General features: G+C 45.7%; 18 protein-coding genes, 6 tRNA genes and 1 rRNA gene. 7 read left to right on the forward strand and 18 right to left on the reverse strand.

From position 1 onward, the window contains the following. Positions 1 to 114: 114 nt before the first annotated feature. From QFZ80_RS29495 to QFZ80_RS29510, 4 genes are all read right to left on the reverse strand, one after another. Complete coding sequence (locus QFZ80_RS29495) at positions 115 to 1,188, reverse strand: galactose ABC transporter substrate-binding protein (RefSeq protein ID WP_307552190.1); 1,074 nt, start codon at positions 1,186 to 1,188, stop codon at positions 115 to 117. Between the two features lie 110 nt (positions 1,189 to 1,298). Continuing rightward, complete coding sequence (locus tag QFZ80_RS29500; RefSeq protein ID WP_307562306.1) at positions 1,299 to 2,282, reverse strand: substrate-binding domain-containing protein; 984 nt, start codon at positions 2,280 to 2,282, stop codon at positions 1,299 to 1,301. 45 nt (positions 2,283 to 2,327) lie between these two features. Next, positions 2,328 to 4,076 (reverse strand): cache domain-containing sensor histidine kinase, encoded by a 1,749-nt coding sequence (locus tag QFZ80_RS29505; protein WP_373460442.1) that lies wholly within the window; start codon positions 4,074 to 4,076, stop codon positions 2,328 to 2,330. Between the two features lie 69 nt (positions 4,077 to 4,145). Beyond that, positions 4,146 to 5,804 (reverse strand): response regulator, encoded by a 1,659-nt coding sequence (locus tag QFZ80_RS29510; protein ID WP_307562308.1) that lies wholly within the window; start codon positions 5,802 to 5,804, stop codon positions 4,146 to 4,148. 622 nt (positions 5,805 to 6,426) lie between these two features. On the opposite strand from QFZ80_RS29510, the gene QFZ80_RS29515 reads away from it, so the two are divergent. The 4 genes from QFZ80_RS29515 (at position 6,427) to QFZ80_RS29530 (ending at position 10,457) form a co-directional block, all read left to right on the forward strand. Continuing rightward, positions 6,427 to 7,383 carry an AAA family ATPase gene (locus QFZ80_RS29515; RefSeq protein ID WP_307552185.1) on the forward strand — a complete coding sequence of 319 codons (957 nt, stop codon included), beginning with the start codon at positions 6,427 to 6,429 and terminating at the stop codon, positions 7,381 to 7,383. 3 nt (positions 7,384 to 7,386) lie between these two features. Continuing rightward, positions 7,387 to 8,538, forward strand: coding sequence for a DUF58 domain-containing protein (locus QFZ80_RS29520; RefSeq protein WP_307552184.1), 1,152 nt, complete (start codon positions 7,387 to 7,389; stop codon positions 8,536 to 8,538). Further along, on the forward strand, positions 8,501 to 9,880 hold the full coding sequence (locus QFZ80_RS29525; RefSeq protein ID WP_307562309.1) for a DUF4129 domain-containing protein: 1,380 nt from the start codon (positions 8,501 to 8,503) through the stop codon (positions 9,878 to 9,880). Before QFZ80_RS29520 ends, QFZ80_RS29525 begins: the two co-directional genes overlap by 38 nt. Before the next feature lie 406 nt (positions 9,881 to 10,286). Then, positions 10,287 to 10,457 (forward strand): hypothetical protein, encoded by a 171-nt coding sequence (locus QFZ80_RS29530; RefSeq protein ID WP_156389969.1) that lies wholly within the window; start codon positions 10,287 to 10,289, stop codon positions 10,455 to 10,457. 102 nt (positions 10,458 to 10,559) lie between these two features. Here QFZ80_RS29530 and QFZ80_RS29535 read toward each other — a convergent pair whose 3' ends face one another. Then, on the reverse strand, positions 10,560 to 10,826 hold the full coding sequence (locus QFZ80_RS29535) for a zinc ribbon domain-containing protein (RefSeq protein WP_171642674.1): 267 nt from the start codon (positions 10,824 to 10,826) through the stop codon (positions 10,560 to 10,562). Positions 10,827 to 11,016: 190 nt separating this feature from the next. Here QFZ80_RS29535 and hprK point away from each other — a divergent pair, with 190 nt between their 5' ends. From hprK to QFZ80_RS29550, 3 genes are all read left to right on the forward strand, one after another. Continuing rightward, a complete protein-coding gene (gene hprK / locus QFZ80_RS29540) occupies positions 11,017 to 11,931 on the forward strand; it encodes an HPr(Ser) kinase/phosphatase (RefSeq protein ID WP_307552179.1) in 915 nt (304 codons plus the stop codon). Positions 11,932 to 12,392: 461 nt separating this feature from the next. Continuing rightward, complete coding sequence (locus tag QFZ80_RS29545) at positions 12,393 to 12,632, forward strand: hypothetical protein (protein ID WP_307562310.1); 240 nt, start codon at positions 12,393 to 12,395, stop codon at positions 12,630 to 12,632. After that, complete coding sequence (locus QFZ80_RS29550) at positions 12,607 to 13,386, forward strand: hypothetical protein (protein WP_307562312.1); 780 nt, start codon at positions 12,607 to 12,609, stop codon at positions 13,384 to 13,386. Before QFZ80_RS29545 ends, QFZ80_RS29550 begins: the two co-directional genes overlap by 26 nt. Positions 13,387 to 13,450: 64 nt before the next feature. Here QFZ80_RS29550 and QFZ80_RS29555 read toward each other — a convergent pair whose 3' ends face one another. The 13 genes from QFZ80_RS29555 to rrf form a co-directional block, all read right to left on the reverse strand. Continuing rightward, complete coding sequence (locus tag QFZ80_RS29555) at positions 13,451 to 15,445, reverse strand: transglycosylase domain-containing protein (RefSeq protein ID WP_307562315.1); 1,995 nt, start codon at positions 15,443 to 15,445, stop codon at positions 13,451 to 13,453. A gap of 153 nt (positions 15,446 to 15,598) precedes the next feature. Then, positions 15,599 to 16,477, reverse strand: coding sequence for an aldo/keto reductase (locus tag QFZ80_RS29560; protein WP_307562317.1), 879 nt, complete (start codon positions 16,475 to 16,477; stop codon positions 15,599 to 15,601). A gap of 149 nt (positions 16,478 to 16,626) precedes the next feature. After that, positions 16,627 to 18,291 carry a thiamine pyrophosphate-binding protein gene (locus tag QFZ80_RS29565; protein WP_307562319.1) on the reverse strand — a complete coding sequence of 555 codons (1,665 nt, stop codon included), beginning with the start codon at positions 18,289 to 18,291 and terminating at the stop codon, positions 16,627 to 16,629. 5 nt (positions 18,292 to 18,296) lie between these two features. Continuing rightward, a complete protein-coding gene (locus QFZ80_RS29570) occupies positions 18,297 to 20,090 on the reverse strand; it encodes a GAF domain-containing sensor histidine kinase (RefSeq protein WP_307562321.1) in 1,794 nt (597 codons plus the stop codon). Between the two features lie 27 nt (positions 20,091 to 20,117). After that, positions 20,118 to 21,008 (reverse strand): diguanylate cyclase, encoded by an 891-nt coding sequence (locus QFZ80_RS29575; protein ID WP_307552165.1) that lies wholly within the window; start codon positions 21,006 to 21,008, stop codon positions 20,118 to 20,120. A 46-nt stretch (positions 21,009 to 21,054) separates the two neighbouring features. Beyond that, positions 21,055 to 22,092 carry an HD-GYP domain-containing protein gene (locus QFZ80_RS29580; protein WP_307552163.1) on the reverse strand — a complete coding sequence of 346 codons (1,038 nt, stop codon included), beginning with the start codon at positions 22,090 to 22,092 and terminating at the stop codon, positions 21,055 to 21,057. An 872-nt stretch (positions 22,093 to 22,964) separates the two neighbouring features. Then, positions 22,965 to 23,038, reverse strand: a tRNA-Pro gene (locus QFZ80_RS29585). 24 nt (positions 23,039 to 23,062) lie between these two features. Continuing rightward, positions 23,063 to 23,139: transfer RNA gene (locus QFZ80_RS29590), tRNA-Arg, on the reverse strand. Between the two features lie 9 nt (positions 23,140 to 23,148). After that, positions 23,149 to 23,223: transfer RNA gene (locus QFZ80_RS29595), tRNA-Gly, on the reverse strand. A 42-nt stretch (positions 23,224 to 23,265) separates the two neighbouring features. After that, a tRNA-Leu gene (locus QFZ80_RS29600) sits at positions 23,266 to 23,345 on the reverse strand. Between the two features lie 19 nt (positions 23,346 to 23,364). Further along, positions 23,365 to 23,437, reverse strand: a tRNA-Lys gene (locus QFZ80_RS29605). A gap of 7 nt (positions 23,438 to 23,444) precedes the next feature. Continuing rightward, a tRNA-Met gene (locus QFZ80_RS29610) sits at positions 23,445 to 23,521 on the reverse strand. Between the two features lie 50 nt (positions 23,522 to 23,571). After that, positions 23,572 to 23,688 (reverse strand): 5S ribosomal RNA (gene rrf, locus QFZ80_RS29615). Positions 23,689 to 23,727 lie beyond the last annotated feature (39 nt).

Consider the following 23,727-nt stretch of genomic DNA (forward strand, 5'->3'; position numbering starts at 1 on the left):
CCACAAAGTGAAGCCTTTCTTCGTTGTCTCTTTACCTTTGCATGGGTTCCCAAATAAGGAAGGCAAGAGCGCCCGCGTATGATACATCGCTGCTCTTGCCCGCTTCTATTCGGATTACTTCGCTTCGTTCATGTTAGCTTTTGTAATCTTTTTGTAGGAAATCCATACATATTTGCCGTCAGTTACATCGTAGCCTGTTGTTTCTTTGCTTGGTGTTTTACCGTTAGCAAGTGCTGCTGCTACATTCGTTGTTGCTGCACCTTGGTTTTTCGCATCGTTCAGAACCGTTCCGAGCAATGTGCCATCACTAAGCGCTTGAAGAGCAGGAGCTGTAGCATCTACGCCTACAACCGGTAGGAATTTGTTGTCTTTGAAATAGCCTTTTGCTTTCAAAGCTTCGATAGCGCCAAGTGCCATATCATCGTTGTTCGCAAGAACAGCTTCGATTTTATTTTCGCTGGAAGCTAAGAATGCTGCCATTTTTTCTTGACCTTTAACGCGGTCCCACATAGCTGTATCTTCCGCTACTTTTTCTACACCAAGACCAGCATCAGTGATCGCTTGGATGGAGAACTTCGTGCGAAGCTCAGCATCTTGATGTCCTGGCTCGCCTTTCAGCATAACGTATTGGATTTTACCGTCTTTGTTTTTATCCGCTTCTGGGTGAGCTTTGAAGTAGTCAACCAGCAGTTGGCCTTCCATAGTACCGGATTGCTCAGCTTTAGCGCCTACGTAGTAAACTTTATCCCATTTCTTCATATCATCAGCAAGTGGCTCACGGTTCAAGAAAACAACTGGAACGTTTGCAGCTTTTGCTTTGTCGATGATAACGCCTGCCGCTGTACGGTCAACTGCGTTAATCGCTAGAGCGTTTACTTTTTTCGTGATGAAAAGATCGACTTTATCATTTTGAGTTGGTTGTGAGTTCTGGCTGTCTACGATATCAACTGTTGCTTTATCTTTAGCAGCATCAGCGATCGCGGCACGAACACCAGACATGAATGTATCGTCAAATTTGTAGATGGCTACACCAATTGTAGGTTTTTTAGCTGTGTCTGCAGCTTTTGGAGTTGCTGCTGCGCCGGCAGTTGCTGCTGGAGCAGGTGTTGGTGTTTCAGTTTTATTACCACAGCCTGCTACGGTTGCAACCAAAGCGCCTGCTACTGCAAGTGTAATCAATTTTTTCAAGGTAAGACCCTCCCTAAAAGGTGTGTTGTTTATTATTTACATTCCCTACTATACTGGATCAAAACATCAAAACAAATGCAATATCCTCATATGTTCTATCAAAATTCTCATCACTTTATAAAAGGGAACAGCAGCTTCTGATTATCCGACCAGAACATATTACCCAGATCAATGGCTTTAATCCCTGTATCCACGCGGCTGGGCACCTTCTTCCCTTTCGAAGCTTCAGCCGCGTTCTTTACACCCAAATACCCGATACTGAATGGATTCTGAATGATCGTCGCTTGGATGACACCCTCTTGCAGCATCTCCAGCTCTTCAGATGTACTATCAAATGTGATGATTTTCACTTTGTCCTGAAGGTTCATACTCTGAATCGCATGCGCAACGCCAATGGAGGAGATTTCATTCAAAGCAACAATCCCGTCTAATTGGGGATGCTTCCCCATCATATTACGGGTTAGCTGCGCAGCAAGCTCGTAGTCAGTCATACTGTAAACCTTTTCAATCACCTTAATATCCGGATATTTAGATAATTCTTCCAAAAGACCTTCTTCTCGAAGCTCTGTATTGCGCTCTCCTTGCATAAAGCTAACAATAGCAATATCACCGCTTGTCCCAGCCAACTTGATGAGTTGTTTGCCAGCCAACTGTCCAGCCTCATAATTATTAGCCCCGATAAAGCTCTTGGCTTTACGTGTCTCCACTTCAGAGTCAATCGTGATGACAGGAATTCCGCGTATGGACGCATCGTCCACAACCCCGGACAATTGCTTATAACTGTTAGGAGCCAACACAATGGCGTCCGGTCCGCTGCTGATCGATTGCTCCATTAAAGCGATTTGCCCCTTCACGTCCGCTTCATCGCCTGGTGCACGGAAATCCAGCGCAACATCAAACTCCTTCGCGGCCACCTCGGCGCCGATCTTCACCGTCTTCCAGTAATCACCGTTTTGACTTCGGAGTACAACCTCCAAATGTTTCTTCTGCTCGGTTGGTGTGGTCTCCTCCGTTGGTTTGGAACAGGAAGACAAGGAGATGACGGCTACCAGAACGGCAAATAGAAGGGGTCTTACTCTCATTGTTTTATCCATGGCTTCTCCTTCCTATTCATCTTCAAGAACTTTATATAGGGATCTTTAATCATAGATTAAAGTCTCTCTCTCTGCAGGAATCCAAATCTTGACGGTAGTTCCTTCTTCCAGCTCGCTTTCAACCTTGACCCCATACTCCGAACCGAAATATAACTGGATGCGCTCATGCACATTTCGCAGCCCTACCCCAGACCCTTTTTCACTTTTCACCTGACCGGTCAGGATGCTTTTGAGTGTTTCTTCCGACATACCGACACCGTTATCCCGAATCTCGAATAGGATCTTCTCATTGTCTTTGCCAACCGATATGTGAATGAGGCCTTCGTCCACCATATATTCAATGCCATGATAGAGCGCGTTTTCCACAAAAGGTTGTAAAATCAGCTTCAGCGTCTTGTATGGCAGCACCTCATCATCCACCTGAATCTTGTAATCGAACTTATCCTTATACCGCATCTTTTGGATAATCAAATAATTCCGAATGTGCTCGATCTCTTCCCCGATTGTAATGATATTTTTACCCTTGCTCAGTGATATCCTGAAAAACTTGGACAAGGACGTGATGGTTTTGACGACGTCTTCATTCTTCCCATTACCCACCATACGAACAACGGAATTGAGTGTATTGTACAAAAAATGCGGATTAATCTGAGACTGCAGTACCTCCAGCTCGTTCTTACGCTTCGTCTCCTGCTCATGGATGCTTTGATCCATCAGTTCACGAACCCGTGAGACCATCAGATTAAATCTTCGCGAGAGCTGCTCCACTTCATCAGCGCCCCGAACATGAATATAGGTGTCAAAATGGCCCTTTTCGACCATTTCCATCGACTTCTTTAGTCGCTTAATAGGCTGCGAAATACGCGCAGACATGAAGGACGAGATCAACAAAATGAAAACAAGGACAATGACGAGAAGCCAAATCATGAACGTACTAATTTCCTTGCGTGTAGTAACCATTTCATCCATGTAGGAGACGCCAATAATTTTCCAACCGATGTTACTAACCGTCCTGACTACATTAAGCCGCGACTCGCCATCGCTGATATCCATGTATTTTCCATATGAGAATTTGAGCGCTTGCTCCACATTTTCATACTTCAAACCAATATAAATAAGCTGCTGCTGCGGGTGATAGACAATGTTACCGGCAGAGTCATCGATGATGTAAACGTAGCCCTTTTTACCAAGAGAAACCGTACGAAACACATCGTCCAGTGTCTTGAAATTAATATCCACAAGGAGTACGGCATCCACCCATTTCCCATTCTGCTCAATGGAAACCCCTTTACTCATGGAAACGACCCATTTGTACGGGTCCTTGAACAGGTTCTGGATATGCGGCAGGGAAAAAGTGAGATGGTTCGGATTATCCAGCGCAGACTTAAACCACGACTGCTCGAGAAGTCGTGTATTTTTACGCATCTCGGTCGTGGGAATGCCGGTCACTAGTCCACCATCCGCTGTAAAAAGATGAATAGATACGATATCCTCGCGCGTGCTTGCGATCGTTTCCAGCTGCTCGAGAAGCTTGTCCGTAGGAATGCCACGGCTTTTGGCAATTTTCGCATCAACCACCTCAAAGGTGTCCGCCATGCCTTTAATATAGTGTTCCAAGTTAAACTGTACCTGCTCGATCACCTGCTGCGTATTCAGAAAAGCACTCTCTTCCGCGGTTCTAGAAAATTTATTATAAAGCACCAACGAGACGATCAACATGACGATCACAGTAATCAAAATAAAAGACATCGTAATCGTAAATTGAATGCTTTTCACCCTCATTGTGTCCAGCATTACGTTATACAAGGTCTCGAATAGCTTTCTCATTTTACGTTTCAAGCTTTACCACCCGCTCCTTTAACACTAAAGCCCTTTGGAACTGTTATTCCGATACTCTTTGGGGGATACACCGACATTTTTACGGAACGAAAAGCTGAAGTAATTGGCATCGGCATAGCCAACCTTCTCTGCGATCGTAAGTAGCTTCATATCCGTAGAACGCAAGAGCTCCTTGGCTGCTTCCATACGAATATGGTTCAAATAGTTCACGAAGGTCATTTTCGTCTCTTTCTTGAAAATACTGCTGAAATATCCCGCGCTAATATGCAGGTGGCCGCACACTTTATTAATTGTAATATCACCTTCGTGATAGTGGCTCTTCGTATAATCCTTAGCCATTTCGACCAGGTTTTTGTACGTATATTGACGATCCGTCGCGATATGATTCATCATGCTGGCACATAATTCGGCAAGCCAATGCTTGGCTTCTTCCAAGGATGTGAATTTATTAATCTCTGTAAATGGAATAAAATGCTCGCCAAATACCTCATCGACATTAAGGTTCGAGTCCTTGGCTGCTTTCAGGATACAAGTTAATATTTCGAGTAAATAAATTTGGTAGTCCTTAACGGAAACACCGCCCTCTATCCCTTGAAAAAGCTCATCCATCGTCTCTCGAATCTCCTGACTCGTCCCGACCTTAATGCAGCGCGTCAAGGCATGCTCCTTCACATCGTCAAAACGAATCTTCTCCACGTTTCGCTTCTCCACATCATCGATGTAGATCATGCGGTTGTTGCCTAAGATCAGCCGGTAATCAAGCGCCAACACGGCATCTTCATAAGAATAGCTGATCTTAGTTACATCTTTCATAACGGTTCCAATTCCAACGGTAAGTGTAAACTTCAAATATTTCTCTACGTTCTGCCGTACTTCTTCCAGCACCTTCATCGTTTCTTGAAGCGCAGCTTCTTTGTCCATGCTCTCCCTCGCGGCTAGTACAACCACTTGATCGTTATGCATGAAAACAAGGCCAAGATGTCGTTTATCGGCAATCTCCTCGGTAATATTCAGCAGGGCAAAATATTTCAACGCCTGATCCTCCGAATATTTCAAAGAAACGGACTTCGCCAGCTCACTGCGATTCTCCAAATCCTCTTCATGAATGAGCACCCCATCGATGCTCAACACCGCTACAACATAACTATTCCCACTGAGCTCAATACCGTAGTTCGCCGCCTTCTCGTATACTTCATCGCGCGGGAGTTTCCGATTCATCAGGGTCGCCAGGAAATTTTCCTTAAGCACAGGCATGCTCTTGCGGTAATGCTCCTTCAGCAGCTGTACATTTTCCCGATGGGACACTTCCTCCTGAATCTGCTCCTTCACCTTTAGCAAAGCATTGATCAGCTCTTGTGCGGAAAAAGGCTTCAGCACATATTCATCAATATGAAGCTTAATCGCCTTTTGGGCATACTCGAACTCATCATGCCCCGTGAGGATGATGAGCTTAATCGTCGGAAAGCGCTCACGGACCGCTTCTGCCAACTGAAGCCCATTCATGAACGGCATCTGAATATCCGTCACAACCACGTCCGGCTGCAGTCGCTCGACCATTTCCAGCGCTTCCCTACCGTTCTCCGCCTTCTCTATCACTTCAAAGTCAATGGCTTCCCAATTTATCTCACGGACGACACCTTCTCGCACGTCCTCTTCGTCATCCACTAATAGCAGCTTGTACATGTCCGTCCTCCTAAAGCTTTCCGTTCGAAAAGCTTACATCGTAAGCGTATTCTTAATAAACATCATTGTACTAACTGCCTATGGAATAAACAACTGGTTGATACTCTAATGAGGAATTAATGGTAAAAATCACCTTATGAATGTTAAAATTGAAGTGAGATAAAGCAAACCCATTAAAAAGGACATCATCTTGGACAGGCCCTTCGGGACAAAACTCCACTCAGCCGTTGCTGAACTGGGGAGATCAAACGACTTTCTGCAGTCGCTGGACCCGGCCTTTGCGGCCAAACTCCATTCAGCCTCGCTGGACTGGGCCTTTGAGACTTCCCCATTCAGCCGTCGCTGGAGAAGGCCCTTTGCGATGATGAAGGGAACCTGAGTACGCTATTTCTTGCAAAATGCTTGTTTTCGTTACCCAAAGGGAACTACGATGCCTTATTTTGTCAATATTGAGGAATTCAATCCAATTTTCAAGGAATAGCGGATCGTGGTTCCGCTTAGGTCCCTGAAAACAGCTATACGAAAGAAATAACGAATCGACGTTCCCTCAGTAAACAGGAATTGTAGATTACACTACAGGAATTACAATAAAACTGCTCACACAAACAAGGAGGAAGACCCATTGGATTTCACACAAATAGGACGAATCGCTTCACTTATTAAAGCTAACGTAGGTAAAGTCATTGTTGGCAAGGACGATACCGTCGAGCTTATGGTCATTGCCCTCATTGCTTCCGGGCATGTGCTGCTTGAGGATGTTCCCGGTACAGGGAAAACGCAGCTAGCCAAAGCGCTGGCCCGCTCCCTCGACGGCACAATGAAGCGCATCCAGTTCACGCCCGACTTGCTGCCGTCAGATGTAAGCGGCATCAATTTCTTCAATCAGAAGCTGGGCGAATTCGAATTCCGCCCAGGGCCGTTATTCGCTCACATCGTGCTTGCCGATGAGATTAACCGCGCGACGCCGCGCACGCAGTCCAGCTTGCTGGAAAGCATGGAGGAACGCCAAGTGAGCATCGACGGTGAAACACGCATGCTCGAAGCTCCGTTCCTCGTCATTGCCACGCAGAACCCTGTCGAGAATCAGGGGACGTTCCCCCTCCCGGAAGCTCAGCTCGACCGCTTCCTGATGAAGCTCTCGCTGGGCTATCCGTCCGCAGCCGATCAGGTCCAGATCTTGAAGCGCTACCAACAGCATGATCCACTCGATCGGCTGCTGCCGGTTGTAGGCCGTGCTGAGCTGCTCGAAGCTCAGCACTTGTTCACGCAGGTGCGCGTCAGCGACGAGCTGCTGCAGTACATCGTGCAGCTCGCGGAAGCGACGCGCGCGCATGCAGATGCCGCGCTTGGCGTCAGCCCGCGCGGTGTTCGCGCCTTGATGAAGTCAGCGCAGGTATACGCGGCGCTTCGCGGCCGCGACTACGTGCTGCCGGACGACATTAAGGCGCTGGCTGGGCCCGTCTGGGCGCACCGCATCCTGCTGCGCACGCGATCGCGCCAACAAGACCAACAGGTACATGCCCTGCTGGTCAGTATTCTTGCAGCTACCCCCGTTCCTACGGAAGTTAAGCTGGGGTAGCCGATGAGCATTAGCTGGATTCTCATCATCACTGTCGCTCTGTTCCTCCTCCAGCATCAGCTATTTGCCCGCTGGGGGTTTCGCGGGCTTCGCATTGAGCGAACCTTCAGTACGACGCATTGCCATGCAGGGGACGACATTGTCATGATCGAAACGATCGTTAATCGTAAGCTGGCTCCAATTCCTTGGCTTCGCTTGGAATCAACGATTCACGCAGGGCTCCACTTTGCGAAGATCAGCAACCTCGCAGTGAGCAGCGGAGCTCTTTTTCAGAATCATCGCAGTCTGTTCAGCCTTATGCCCTATACAAGAATAGTCCGACGCCACGGGGTTCACTGTTCGAAGCGAGGTTGGTATAAGCTCGAAACGGTGGCCGCTTCGATGGGGGATTTGGTTGGTGTGCAAGCTGCTTCTGCGATACACCGTATGCAGGTGGAGCTCCTTGTTTACCCTCGCTTGGTAAGCAGAGATGAGATCCCACTCCTCTCCAGCAGATGGCAAGGCGATATAACCGTCAAACGCTGGATCATGCCAGATCCATTTCTCGTTTCTGGCGCAAGGGAATATCGCTTTGGTGATACGATGAACAGCATCCACTGGAAGGCGACAGCACGCAGCCAGAAACTCCAAGTATATAATCGAGATTTCACTGCTGACCCTAGGCTGCTTTTGGCCGTAAATACGCAAATAACGGAAACAATGTGGGATGCTGTGACCGATCCCGAGCTTGTTGAGAAAGCTCTCTCGTACGCAGCTACACTTGCTGAATATGCCGTGAGCCAAGGTATTCCTGTTGGTTTCGGCTACAACGGCTCTCTGCAAGGTCAACCTGGAGTTCCCGTGTACCTCGCCCCTGAAGGTGGTTGGCCACATTTGGAACACCTTTTTGAAACGATGGCCAAGCTTGCCATCTCCTGCTCTCGCTCCTTCGAAGACTTCCTGGATCATGGAATCGAGCAAGAAGGGACCGCGATGGACATCATCCTACTGACTTCCTTCGTGTCTAGGGGGATCGAAGAAAGTATTGTGCGACTTGAATCGTTAGGGCACTCTGTTTTTATCATCCCCTTGCAGCACGACCTTCTTGAGCTGAACGGAGAGGAGGTAGGTGTTTCCAATGTCAGCGCGCACTCAAACGCCTTCTCAACGAGCTAATCATAATTTTCTTGTGAGAGAATTCAGCTTAGCGATCTTGTACAGTCTACTCGAACTCATTATCTTCTTTCCGATTATTATTCTAATCCAGGTCTATGTGTCGGAGACCTTACTCTGGATGACTTGCTTACAGTTCTTGCTCTGTTATATGTTCGGCTGCTTCTTTGGACGTATAAAATGGCTAACTCGTACTCTCTATGAGTTAATGCTTTGTGCTGGAGTAGGTTTAACGATTACCTACCTCCTGCAAGGCAACAACTGGCATGGCTGGACCTGCGCAGCCATCGGGTTAATACTTGCATATCGCGGAATTCGCTGCACCAAGGATGGATGGCTCTCGCTCTTTCCTGCGAGCATATTTGTTACCGCAGGTTTAGTTTATTTCGTAGGTGTCCCCATTATGGGACGATTGGATCTTTTCCATCCGTATATAGGTTGGATGAATGGATTCGGGTTCTGTTCGCTGGTCATTTTTTTCTTAGCTACGAATCGCGCTCAGCTCCTTAGCGCCACGTTAGCAGGCAATGAACGTACTGCAGCATTGTCACTATCAGAGTCAGTGAAGCGCTCAAGCCGCATTTGGTTAATCACATTAATTGCTTGCATCGCAGCTGTTGCCTACTTTAAACAATTGCAACAAGGAATCGGCTCCTTTCTTCGAGCTTCGATCGCTTGGCTGCTGCGCCTTTTTCAATCCGAACCGTCTTCTGATCAGCCGCTAGAGCCAAGTCCTTCAGCACAACCCTTGCCGCTTCCTCCTCCTGCTCCCACTGAAGAACCGAGCTGGTTTGACATGCTGCTTCACTATGCCCAAGTTATTATCGGCTATCTCATTGTCATCGCCCTTATCCTTGGCGCCATTTATATTATCATTGCCAAGCTGACACCTGCACTGGTCTCACTTATTCGACGCTTGATGAACCGTTCATTTAGCAGCAAGAAAGGCGAGGGAGCCGAAGGATTCACGGATGAAAAAGAGAGTCTACTAGCGTGGAAAGAACTACCGCGTATGTGGTGGCAGCAAACGATGAAGAGCTGGTCGAGAGGGAAAGCAAATGAACCAAAATGGTCACATTTGCCGAACAATCGGGAACGCATCCGTTTCCTTTATCGTGTTTTGATCCAGCAAGCAGCTGAGGGTGGCTATACGTACAATAAAGCATATACCCCAAATGAAACAGAACGGGAGCTATCAAACCAATATCAGCTGTCCAGCCATGCCGTTCATGCCATAACAACAGCTTATAACCAAGCACGATATAGAGATGACGATGTCTCTGATTTAGAGCTGGATCAAGTACTGCAAACTCTTGACCCTCTTATTCGCAATCAATTGAAATGAGTATCCTTTTGCCTACTGTAAGCATGATTTTCATCGCTACGTCGAAGAATCCAAGCTCTCCCTATACTTTAGCGATGATATTCATCGTCTCAGATTAAGAAGCTCAATGCCCTTCAGCTGTGCAATCGCGTATTTTCCGGGCAAAGCCTCAGCCCCGCTGGCACAAATAAGGGGTTGGGTTGGGCTAAGCTAGCATACTCACCCCAAAGTTTTCCTATGCAAAACAAAAAGGCTGCGCAGCAAAACAACTGCTCAGCCTCTTTTTTTATACTTATACACCATTCACCCGACTCTTCGCAGTCCCACACCGCATCACAGCATTCACAATCAAAAAAATCAGTCACACTTTTGCACGCGGCTGCATATACATAATTGTTTGAATACATTCGACTGAGGTGGTTTTGAGATGTTAGCATTAAAAACCGGTTGTGAAAAAGAAGAAGTCGTTCACACATTATGTGAAATGGGATTGGATCAAATCGCAAAATGGATCATGGTATTACCTGAAGACAGGTGGGAAAGCATGTTTCTCTCAACATGGCCAACACTTGCTAAAAAATGCGGCTTCAATAGATAAGCTGCTTTTCTTTTACATAAACATACGAAAGACCATGTTGGCATTTTGCTCTGTGCAATCCTTGCATAGAGCCTTTTTTGTCGTCATGGCCGTATAACTCAATTATTTGTTTGGCGACCATCTTTTTAGCTTATGAATATTTCGTGTAAAGAGGCCTGTAAGAAACCGCGGAAAACCAAACTCAACCAGCTTCTGCTTCACCCGATCCTTCATCTGCTCTACGGTTAAATCAGGCAAAGTGAATTCACCGTTTTGGTAGCAATGACTGCAGTATACCTTGCTTTTCATTCCAGATTTCTCTGTTCCTCCGCCTTGCTCATCACGAGCGAGCGGCATCCCGCAGCTTTGACAGTTTTTATAGGTGTCCATGTTTTTTTACTCCTCCTAAAAGCTTCTCCTATTATCATACCAACAAAGCATTCAATTACAATGAAAAGCTGACTATTATCTATTCAAGCGCTTTCAGAGCAGGAGAGTAGCCACCTTCAAGCGAATCTACTAGAAATAGATTGTCAATTTTAATTAGAATAGTAATAGTAAAACTTTAAGGAGGACTGTTGTGAAGCCCGTCACAGTGAAAGATTTGGTTGAGCGTTTCTCGCTCGAAGTACTTGCCGGACATTCGGAACTGCACCGCCCGATTACCAAAACAAAGGCGCATCGCCCTGGACTTGAATTTGTCGGCTATTTTGAATATTTCCCGCAAGCGCACGTTCAGTTGTTAGGCAGGAAAGAAATTACCTATTTACACAGTCTCAGCGAAAACGAAAGAAATCTTCATATCGGAAATATTGTCAAATATCACCCACCTTGTTTCGTCGTAACGAGAAACCAAGAAGGTTTGAAATATTTAACCAAATATTGCGAAGAAGAGAAAATCCCGCTCCTCCGTACGGCTGCTCATACGAGTAAATTTCAAGACTTAGTTGATTTATATTTAAGTAAATCACTCGCTCAGGAGATTGCCGTTCACGGTGTTTGCGTCAATGTCTCGGGGATTGGCATTCTGCTTCGCGGGAAGTCTGGGGTTGGCAAGAGTGAAACCGCCCACACCTTAATTCACAGAGGGCATCGCCTCGTTGCCGATGATATTGTCGTACTGAAGAAGATTAGCCCCGAGACCCTGCTTGGTACTCACAATGGGAAGACGAAGGAATTCCTGGCGCTGCGCAGCATCGGACTGATTAATGTCTCACGGCTTTACGGCCGCAAAGCTTTCCAGGACGAAACGCGGATCGTACTCGATATTGAGCTTACGAAGTGGCAGGAGCATGCCCTCAACAACGATTTGGAGCTTGACCCCTGTTTCACCGAGTATATGGATATCAAAATTCCACATATTGAAATCCAACTACAGCCTGGACGTGATGTTGCCGGACTCGTTGAAGCTGCAGCCAACAACTGGTATTTGCGTCAGCAAGGGTACAGTGCTGCTGAGGAATTCATGCAGCGTCTGCAAAATGACACCGATTAAAAGAAGCCGCTCCATCCTAGGATGAGGCGGCTTACTTATTTAGCTTTTTCTCTTTTCGTTAACCAAGATGGGCCGTGATCCTGACGTGATATCATCATGATCATTGTGCTCCAGCTTTTTGAAGCCTTCTCTTGCCATCGCTGATACGGATGCAGGATAAATGAAATTCCCACCATCAGGAGAAGTATGTGATAGTGCTTCACATTGATAAGGTCCGCTATGCCAAGCTTTTCCTCAATCCGATGAAACACAAAGGCATAAAAAGCATCTAATAACAGATTAGCAACAACATATAACCAAAACCGCCCAAATGTAAAGTGAAAAACCCACATCGTTGCCTTATTTTGTCCATCTGATGCATGGTTTAGGCTCGGTCAGCTCTATTTTTGGCTTTTCGACGATGCGGGGTACCGTCCCAAAACAACCTTTCGAATCGAAAGCTGTTAGTGGAGGTGCATCTTATGCGTAAAAGATTAACATTTATTATCATTTCAATTACCCTTGTGGCTCTAATGCTTTGTGGGTGGACGGCCTATGCGGCAACTTCACCTAACACATCGACTTCGACTTCCGTCCTGGGGACATTCAAATCCATCGCTTCGGATGCTGTCACTGTAAACACAAATACCGGTGATCAAACAATTCCATTAGCCAAATCCGTATGGGTTTACCGTAATGATCAAAAGGGCCCAACTGGCTGATTTAAAGCCTGGGGATCAGATCGAACTGATCGTCAATAGCAAGCAGCAAGCTGCCTATGTGAAAGCGACCTCAACTGGCGCTGGAGCACCCGTGACTGAAGCCATACCTGCGACACCAGTGACTCCTGAGCCTACATCGACACCGGCTTCGTCGGGAACGAGCGAGCACGCTGCAGCAGCTGTTCCAAATGAACCTGTTTCTAGCACACAACCCCCTTCCCAGCAGAACAACGAGCTTTATCCTAACTTGGAGGACATCGACCTGAAGGTGGATGGCAAGCATTTCAAACTGCATATTACACAAACCAAGGGTGCGAATGGCACCTTGTATGATCTGAATATTAAGCTCGAAAATAGCGGTACGATTCATCTCAAAGGGGACCAAGCCGCTGCATGGATTAAAATGCTGCTTGCTTCCGTCGACCTCAAATCTTCAAATGCTGAGCAGACATTAACGCAGCTGCTTGCCGAGCACTATAACTTGGATGCAAGTAAGCTAAATGTTCAAATGAAAACGAAATGGGAGCAAACACAAGCGCCAAACACGCTAAAGCAGCAGGATTCCAATAAGGACGAGAGCTCTAAAAAAGATGATGACGATGACGAAGATGAGGATAAAGACGATAAAAGCAAGTACAAAGATAACAATAAGAATAACAGCAACAAAGACAAAGCAAAAAGCAACAATGAAGGAAAAAACGATGATCGCCAAAAGAATGAAAAGCAGAGTCGCAGCAACCACAATGATGACTAGCTATATAATCGCCACAATAAAAGCCGCCGATATCCACTAAGGATGTCGACGGCTTTTTGCTGCTTTATCTTTTCTTCCCCTTGCCATTTCCGTGCTCACGTTCTTTTTTATCTTCCTTATCGTCCTCGTCTGACTCTTCAGATGAGTGCGAATCCTTAGCAGTCTGGGCCTCTGCCCCCACAATCGGCATATCAAAAGGAACAATAGGTGCCTGAGCCAAGGCTCGATTCATCATCTCGCGAAATAAAACAGCAGGAACAGCACCGCCGGACGTCGTTAAGTAATGCTCTTTATCCGTACGGTCATAACCGACCCATACAGCAGCCGTTAACTCTGGCGTGTAACCCACGAACCACGCATCTTTAGCACTTCCGCTGCTTAAGCCTTCGAATTCCTTCGTCTGCGGCAGCTGCGTTGTGCCAGATTTACCAGCAACCGGGCGATTCATAGCGGCATTCTTACCTGTTCCTTGCGCAACAGCGACTTGCAGCATTGTCGTTATCGCATACGCTGTCTCCGGCTGCATCACGGGAACCCCCTTCGGGCTTGCACCAACGAGCAAATGACCGCTGCTCGTCTCGATCTTCGTGATGGTATGCGCTTGATGCAGAACCCCCTTGGCGGCGAAGGCGCTGAATGCTTGCGCCATCTGCAGTGGTGACACCCCTTCTGAGAGTCCGCCAAGTGCGATGCCAAGTTGACGATCCTGAGCCGGTAAAGTAATGCCCAGGGATTTAGCAAATTGGAGTCCACGATCAATCCCAATCTCGTGAAGCAGCCACACGGCTGGCACGTTCCAAGAAGAAACAACCGCCTCCTGCATCGTCACTTGCCCTCTCGTTCGGTGATCCCAATCTTGAGGCTGGTAGCCTTCGATGTTTAATGGACCATCATACAAGATGGAAGATGGCTTATAGCCATTCTCCAACGCGGGTCCATAAACAGCAATCGGCTTAAAAGATGATCCTGGCTGTCTCTTCAACTGCGTTGCACGACTGAACCCACGGAAGACTCCTTCTCCTCGTCCTCCAGCTAAGGCGCGAATCCCGCCGGTTCGCTGATCTACAATTGCAGCGCCGCTTTGAATGAGCTGATCTGGTTTGCTTTCCGGAAATAGACTCTCGTCTTTATAAACATCCGCAACTGCATTCTGCACAGAGGGATCTAGCTCCGTCGTGATTCGCAAGCCACCCGTCAACAACTGTTCCTCTGTAAAACCATACACTTGAACGGCTTCATTAATAACCGCATCGACATAAGCCGGATAACGTCCCTTCAACTCATTGCCTTTATCGGATTTAACGACACTTAGCGGTGAAGCTTTGGCTTTCTCGTAGTCCTGCGCGGTGATTTTACCTTCATCACGCATCAGCACTAGCACAGTATTCCTTCGCTCGAGTGCCTGACCCTCATCCTTAAAAGGTGAGTACCGGCTAGGAGCCTTAGGAAGAGCGGCAAGAACCGCTGCCTCAGGTAGGGTTAGATCCTTTACATTTTTGTTAAAATACGTTCTAGCCGCTCCCTGTACCCCCCAGCTCCCTTCCCCGAAATAAATGCTGTTTAAGTACATCTCCAGAATTTCATTTTTACTATAGGTTGTATCTATTTTGATCGCATAAGCTGCTTCTCTCAGCTTTCGGGCCAGTGTTTTGTCCGCATTGAGAAACAGATTACGAGCCAGCTGCTGCGTAATTGTACTCGCTCCCTCCGAATAGCTTCCTCGCAGCACATCACGAGCAACCGCACGGAAGATAGATCTGACATCAATACCCGTGTGCTCATAGAACCTTCTATCTTCCACAGCCACAACCGCATCCGTCAGCACCTTCGGCAATTGTGAAAACGTGACAGGCTCAACTTTTGAAGCTGATAACTGCGAAGCCGGTTTACCGTACTTATCCAGCACAAGTGTTGCCTCTGGCAGCGGCTGGTTTAATTTCGATACATCGAGTCCACGAATGTAGGAATAACAAGACACGAATACGGTCACACATCCAATCAACACAATACCGCAGCAAATTTGCCAAAACCTTTTACTCTTCCAAAATGATTTGAACATCTTACCTTCCCCCTTACGTACGCTATATATATTCGCAGGATTCCTGCAGTTAGTGACGCACGAAGACAAGGAACTCTTACCAGCTGAAACGACGTAAAAAGCCCCCCAGTTCATAAACAACTGAAGGGCACATTATTTAGAATATATCGTTTTTTAAGCGATTGAGGTCGGTGCTCCGAAAATACTGGTATATCCGCTGATACTGCCTAGGATACGCTCCGCTTCCTCATCGTTCATGGAACCATATCGCTCCACGGCATCGACGATTTTAGGGAACAAATGAATGTCTCCTGCGCTTGCGAATCCGCACACACCAGGGAAAGATAATACAAAATGCACACAAGCATCTATCACCTGCTGCTGGTCAAAAGGTTCGTACCATGTCGCATAAGGGCGCTTCTCCCCTTCTCCCCATGGAGCCTTAGCAATCGCTTTGATGACCCTGATAGCAGCATTTTGCTTATTAGCTCCTTCCATGAGTGCATCGAAAGCTTCCCGATACTTTGGCATACTATACATATAATAATTGAGCGGAAGGAGCACGGTTGCGAAAGGAAATCGATGTAACGCTTCCAAATGCACAGTCGGAGCATCATGCCCATGTCCTGTAATGCCAATCTCCTTAACAATACCTTCAGCTTGCGCTTCCAAGGCTGCTTCCAAAGCACCGCCCTTTTCCGTGCAGCGGTCTAACTCTTCCATTGAACCTACCGCGTGCAGTTGAAGTAAGTCTACAGAATCAACCCGCATCCGTTCCAGAGAGCGATAAATTTCTTCTTTCGCTTCTTTTTTCGTTCTTTGCCCTGTTTTCGTAGCTAGGAAAATATCCTTGCGAATTTGACTGATCATAGGACCCATTCGTACTTCGGCATCCCCATAACTGGCTGCTGTATCAAAATGGTTAACCCCATGCTGCATGGCAAAAGAGATAGATGCATCCGCTTCCTCTTGCGTCACATTGCCGAGACTTGCTGCACCAAACATAACGACTGAGCTTTCGTAATTCAAACGACCTATTGTTCGTTTCAACATGAGTGAAGTGCTCCTTCCTTATTGTTCTTACTCTTCCTCACCATATCATTTACTGGGCCAAGAATACAGTATTCACAGATATAGATGCAAAAAAAGCTTTTGGATACAAATATCCAAAAGCTTTTTACTCATACCTCAATGTATGCCAATTAATACGTTGCCCCTTGCAAGAACTTCACTCGTTCACCCATTGGCGGAATCTCGTTGCCTTCCACGATAACTTCAACAACCACAGGACCTCCGTGAGAAAGCCACTCTTGCACATGCTCTCCCTGTAGTTGATCCAGAGATCTAACCTCGGCATGACGCAAGCCAAGCGATTGGGCGACACCCGCAATACTAACTCTCTCTTGCGAGAAGTCTTCCAGACATCTTTTGTACTGCAGCATGTGACCATGATAAACCATCCCGAGACGGGCATTGTTAATGACGACAAATAGAATCGGAAGATTATATTCCTTAGCGGTTAGTACTTCGAGACCATGCATGAAGAAACAGCCATCGCCTGTAATACAGATCGTCGGTCGAGTCGGCTCCGCTAACTGTGCTCCTAGTGATCCTCCGATTCCAGAGCCCATGCCTCCGAAATTGATATCAATATCGAACTCTTGCCCGCTCTCGATCAATAAGTTTTGGATCGAATAGGTCATGAATTCACCGATATCTAGGAAGAATCGAGCATTTTTCGGTGCTGTCGCACTAAGACGACGGATTGCCGCCAACGTATTCCATTTCTCTTCGACCTGCTCCTGTTCGGATGCCGCTGCTGCTTCGGCTAGCCCTTGAAATGCCTCGCTTGCATATGATCTATCTTGTCCATCAGCCGAAAGCTGATCTAATAATTCCGCAATGACAAGCTTGATTTCACCATGTACAGGATATTGGGTATCGTAGCACTTTCCTAACTCACTTTGATCGTAATCGATGTGAATGAGCTCTCTATTGGTAACCAATCGCTGTTCCCAGTTACTTGTTGCTAGCTCACCTAAGCTTGAACCGATGATCAGAAGTACCTCATGATCGTTACCGTTCAAATACTCACTCGCTTTGATATTCGCTGATAAGCCATATATCCCTAAGGAAAGCGGGTGATTTTCGGGAAAAGCTCCCTTACCGCGTGGCGTTGTTGCCACTTTCCACTCAAGTGTTTCAGCCAACTGTACGATACTGTCAGAGGATGCTTTAGCGCCATTACCCAGCAGAATCGCTCCACGTAGACCAGCTGCTTTGATCCGCTCAGCAGCCGCCTGTGCTGCTACCAAATCCATCGTTGGCGGCTGTTCTGGAGGTAACACTGGAAGCTCTCTTACGCCAATATCCGTCATTTGGATATCAATAGGAATCGCCAAATGCACAGGACCTGGCACGCCGCTAATCGCTGTGTGATAGGCCTCTGCCAGAATCTCTGGCAGTTGATTAGGGTCTAGAACCGTTCGGCTCATCTTCGTAATCGATGCAAAGATCGGCTCAGCATACAGCTCTTGCGCGCCCCCCTTGCCCATTTTACCAGATGGCACTGAGCCTGTGATGAATATAACAGGAAGCTTCTGCTTCCAAGCATTCGCAGCCGGAGTCACGAGGTTCGTCGCTCCCGGTCCGCTAGATGCCACGCAAATCGATGGAAGTCCGGTAATTCTCGTATAAGCACCTGCCATGTAGCCGGAGCTGTTCTCATGCTTAGCTACAATCGGCTTAAGCTCAGGAATGTCCAAAAGGGCGTCATAGATCGCATTGATTGAGCCTGCTGGAATACCGAACACATATCGCACACCTTGCTGCACTAAAAATCTCAATCCTACTTCAATCGCCCGCATATTGGTTACTCCTCCCCTTTAGGTAAAGTAAATTTGAATACCGAACCTTGCCCTTCGGTACTTTCGAACCAAATCCGACCGCCATGCAGTTCGATAAGCTGTTTTGAAATCGCAAGACCTAAGCCTGTCCCATTAATTTGATTATTGGCTTGATAGAATTTCGTGAAAATGTTTTTCTGCTTTTCATAAGGAATACCGATACCACTATCATGTACTTCAACCGTAAGTACCGTTTCTTCGAAAATCGATTTAATGGTAATCACACCCATAGGAGGTGTAAATTTAATCGCATTGGAAAGTAAATTCAATAAAATTTGCAGAATGCGTTGTTTATCGACGCTTACAATCGTATCCGTTTCTGCGTCAGATTCAACAACCAGAATTAGTTTCTTCTTATTGATCAAAGACTGCACAATATGGACGGATTCCTTGATGATTTCTTTGAAATCAGCTTCGGTATACACCAATTCAAATTTACCGTTCTCCATTTTAGCGAAATCCAGCAATTCATTCACTTGATCCAGCAAACGCTCGATCGACTTGGACGCAATATCTAGTAAATCCTTCTGCGAATCGTTAAGGCCACCGAGAATTCCCTTGCTAAGGATGTCTACAGATCCTTTAACCGCTGTAATCGGCGTACGCAGCTCATGCGAAAGTGTCGCGATGAAATCGCTTTTTAACTCATTCAGATGCTCTAGCTCTCGTACTAGACCCTCTAGCTTGAAGTTAGCATGCTGCAGCTCTATGGAACGCTCATTGACGGAGTGATCCAAAGTCTCCGTATGCTGGGCATTTGAAAGAGCGGTAGCTGTAGCATCAGAAATCGATTGGCAGAATTCCAGTATGCTTGCTTCATACTTCCTTGGTTTCCCGATAGATGGAATCGCAACGACACCGTAAACGGAACCTTTCGCCACAAGCGGAAACACCATAATACTCCGGATATCAAAAGAGACGAACGCTTTATGATTAGGCCGCGGATCCGCATACACATCCTCGATTGCCGCGGATTTCTTCTGAGTAATGACCTCATACAAAAGGCGGTCATTTTCAATGGTTAACTTGACTTCTCTATGCTTAACTTTCCATTCGTCAACCGTTACATTCTCAGAAGACAATTGGTAGGGTTCAATGGTATGCTCTTTTTCGTTATATAGATGAATACCGATATCCTTAGACCCACTGGCTTTACGCATGTAGTGGAAAAAAGTGTTCAGTACATCTTTGACCGACAATGACTCCGATAATGCTTTCGTCGCGTCAAGAAGAAGCTGCTGCTTCTCCATCAGAAGCTGCCGTTGTTCGAACATGCGAATGTTGCGAATCGCCACACTTGCCATGTTAACAAAAGCTTCTGTAACTTCCATCTGCTCTTGGGTAATATTCATCGGTTTTCCGAAATCGTGAACGAAAACAAGGCCAAACACGTCATTTTCTACAATGACGGGAATCCCTAGAATCGATTTAATTTTTAACAATTGTCTCTTGGATTGATCCAATCTCAGGTCAATACTCGTATCCGAGATATAGTCGCTAGCTTGGTTGCGCAAAATATCCCTGACAAACTCATCTTCTCTGGGATCAATGAGCAGCTCCGTTATATCCACGGGCAATTTATTGCCTTTATATCCCTGAAAAGTACCATCCGGCTGTTTCAAGAAAAAACCAACAAGATCTGCTTGAGTAATCTCTCCTGCTATCGCGTCAACGAACACTTGCAGGATTTCTGACATTTCAAACTGAGAATTAATGACCTTCGTCATTTGAAATAATTTTTGAAAACTTTTCAATTCCATGACCATGCCCCACCCATTCCCCTTTTATTAGCGAATCTTTATTTGATGTCTTCCATTATTCTTGGCCCCAATAAGTGCAGAATCAGCTTGCATAATGATTTGATCGAACGAGGTAGGGTCGAAATTATTCGTCAACCCTATGCTCACTGAGAATTCCTGTGATATATGCGGTGCCAGGCTAACCTTTAAACCGTCGACAGCCTTAATAATGCTATCTGCAATCTCTACACTGTTCGCTTCATTTTGGAGTAAGACCAAGAACTCATCCCCGCCATACCGAAAGGCTAGATCATGCTCGCAAGAGATTTTTGACGATATGATCGTTGCAACTTCTCTCAAGACTTGATCCCCAACCAAATGACCATAGTTATCATTAATGTCCTTAAAATAATCCATATCGACCATCATAGCGGCTTGAAATTGCTTGGTTCCCTCTTTGATCATCCGAATGGTAATATCCAAGTATGCTCGATTATATAAACCAGTTAGCGCATCCACATACACCAATTTTGCTAATTGTTTATTGTCTTTCATCAAATTTTTAACCTTCGCTTTTTGGTGGAGGGCAATTTCAACCTTTCGTTCCAGCACATCCAGATCAAATGGCTTGGTCAAATAATCAATAGCTCCTAATCGAAGTCCTTGTAAAATGTCTTCTTTCTGTGCATTTGCAGATAAGAAAATAATCGGGATATCAAAGTCGCTATCGGCTATTAATTGTTTGCATATTTCAAATCCAGTCACTTCAGGCATCATCACATCAAGTAAAATAAGATCAGGTGCCGTCTCTTTGACCATGGAGAATGCTTCTTTACCATCCTCAACCGTGATGATTTCATAATGTAACGAATTTAAAAATATACGAAGTATATTTAAATTATGGGGTTCGTCATCGACGATAAGAATGCGACATTTCATTAATCTATCCCAGCTTTCATTACTAAAATAGTTGCATGTTGACTTATTATCCATTCATTTGCATTTGCTCATCGATGATACTTAAGAAAAGCCGCACTAATTCGTCATCAAACTGTTTGCCTGCGTGAATTAGAAGTTGTTCCCTGACTTCATGCACGTGCAGCGAATCTCGGTATACTCTCGTAGAAGTCATCGCATCAAATGCATCTGCAATACTTACAATGCGGACAAGCAAAGGAATCTCTTCACCTTGCAGATTGTCTGGATATCCTCTCCCATCCATACGTTCATGATGCCATTTTACAATAGGCAGAAGATGCTCAACATCCGGTAAATCTTTTAGCAGCTCATAGCCAATTACAGGATGCTGGCGAATGACGTTAAATTCTTCATCAGATAACCGCCCAGGTTTCATCAGAATATGATCGGGAATTGCTATTTTACCAATGTCATGCAAAAGAGCCCCTAATTTCAGACGTTCCAGTTCGGCCTCACTTACCCCCGCTTTCGCTCCAAGCAAAGTAGAGTAGAAAGCAACATTATAACAGTGATCGACCGTGAAGCTATCTTTAACCCTCAATGTATTAAAAAGATTTTCGTAAGCTTTCTGTTTCAGCACTTGTCTCCGGAATTGAATCTTTTTAATCAATTGTTCCATATGCAGTTTAATGAGGTTGCACAGATGCAATTGATCCTCCGTAAGTTGAATATCCGAAGGAAATGAGAATAATAATGCCCCGTAAGAAGGACCATGCTTTATATGAAAACCGTAAATACACTCGTATTTACTCATTATAAGATAATTTTTCAAATGACTTTCTGCCTTATGTACTGATAAACGTATGCCATCGGGATTTCGGAAAAAAAACTGCGTATGGAGCACAATTTGTTGTAACTGGTCCATGACTGCCGTACTAATATTAACCGAATAAGATGCTGGGGTGCTCTGATGTTTCTCGTCTATAAGGAAGAGAGAGATATGTTCGCAGCCAATTGTTTTCTTGGCGATATCACTCAATTGTCCGATCGATTCGAAGATGGAATCAGAATTTATCACATTTTTAAAAAACAATGAATTCTGCATAGATGTACCTCTTATTCTTCTCAAATAAACTTCCCCAACTATTAATTAGTACTAGTTCTTCTTAATAAGGAGATTCTCCTCTATTATAAATAAAAACTTCCATTATTTTAATGTTTTTTTACTCAAATCGATATATATTTACTCACTTTTGTTAATTTCTTGGATTATTATCCCGATTTCTGTCAGATAACTTACGTATGTCCCGCAAAAAGGAAATAGGCCAGCTCATTTCTACTGAAATAAGCTGACCTTTTCTAGTTATAAAGATCTAGTTAAGTGACATCATAGGTTCAATAAGTGATAACAAGAGCTGTGTGTCCTCTTTACTAATTTGGGAGAAGGGGTTGGACGGATTGTTGAGAGTTAATAGAATCTGCTCAATGTCGATTACTGTAGATTCTGTAAAGTATTCATGCTTAAGCGCATTTTGTACCTGATAAGGCGAAATAATTGTCATTTCCTCTATTTTCTAGGTAAAAATAACCTCGATGTCAACTGCGACTGCGGCCGGAAGCAATCTTGGACCATTATTCGGAGGCGTACTGAGTCACTGGGAGCACAAGGGAGTGCTTCATGAGCATTGCTTGGAGCGGCTATTTGTATGAAGGTTAATAGCGTTAAGGAAATGAAACAGACATTTTCAGGGTAGATGAAGGCGATCAAGGATTGCTCTCAAGCTATCGAGTTTTTTAATACATATTAATGAAAGCCTCTTTCTCGGGCGAACTTCAGTCTGAGGAAGGGATCATTGACGAAATAATTAATAAAGTAATACATCATCAAGTCAATTAATCGTATCGGTTAACTGTATGAAAACACAAAAAAGCATAATCTAGCAGTGAACTCACTACTAAATTATGCTTTTACTAGGATCGGGACGACACGATTTGAACATGCGACCCCCTGCTCCCAAAGCAGGTGCTCTACCAAGCTGAGCTACGTCCCGAAGTAATGTATTTCTAATAAAAAATGGCGCGCCCTGAGAGATTCGAACTCCCGACCTTTTGATTCGTAGTCAAATACTCTATCCAGCTGAGCTAAGGGCGCTTAATTAAATGGAGCGGAAGACGGGGATCGAACCCGCGACCCTCGCCTTGGCAAGGCGATGCTCTACCGCTGAGCCACTTCCGCATAGGGATCCCCAAGCCGTAAGTACGACTTGGGGATGATTGATGCGCGTAGAGGGACTTGAACCCCCACGGTCGCCCGCTAGATCCTAAGTCTAGTGCGTCTGCCAATTCCGCCATACGCGCATGCTGTAAATAAGGCAAGTGAGTCATGTAGGATTCGAACCTACGACACCCTGATTAAAAGTCAGGTGCTCTACCAACTGAGCTAATGACTCGCATCATTGGTTGCGGGGGCAGGATTTGAACCTGCGGCCTTCGGGTTATGAGCCCGACGAGCTACCGGGCTGCTCCACCCCGCGTCATAGTTAGATGTGATCCCTACATTGTTACTAATACCCTTGCGGGTACTGCTTGGCAACGTTCTACTCTCCCAGAACCCTGCGGTTCAAGTACCATCGACGCTGGAGGGCTTAACGGTCGTGTTCGAGATGGGAACGCGTGGGTCCCCTCCGCCATCATCACCAAACAGTCAAAGCGTGTTTGCGCCTTGAAAACTAGATACGAA

This window comes from Paenibacillus sp. V4I7 (assembly GCF_030817275.1).
Lineage (GTDB): Bacteria > Bacillota > Bacilli > Paenibacillales > NBRC-103111 > Paenibacillus_E.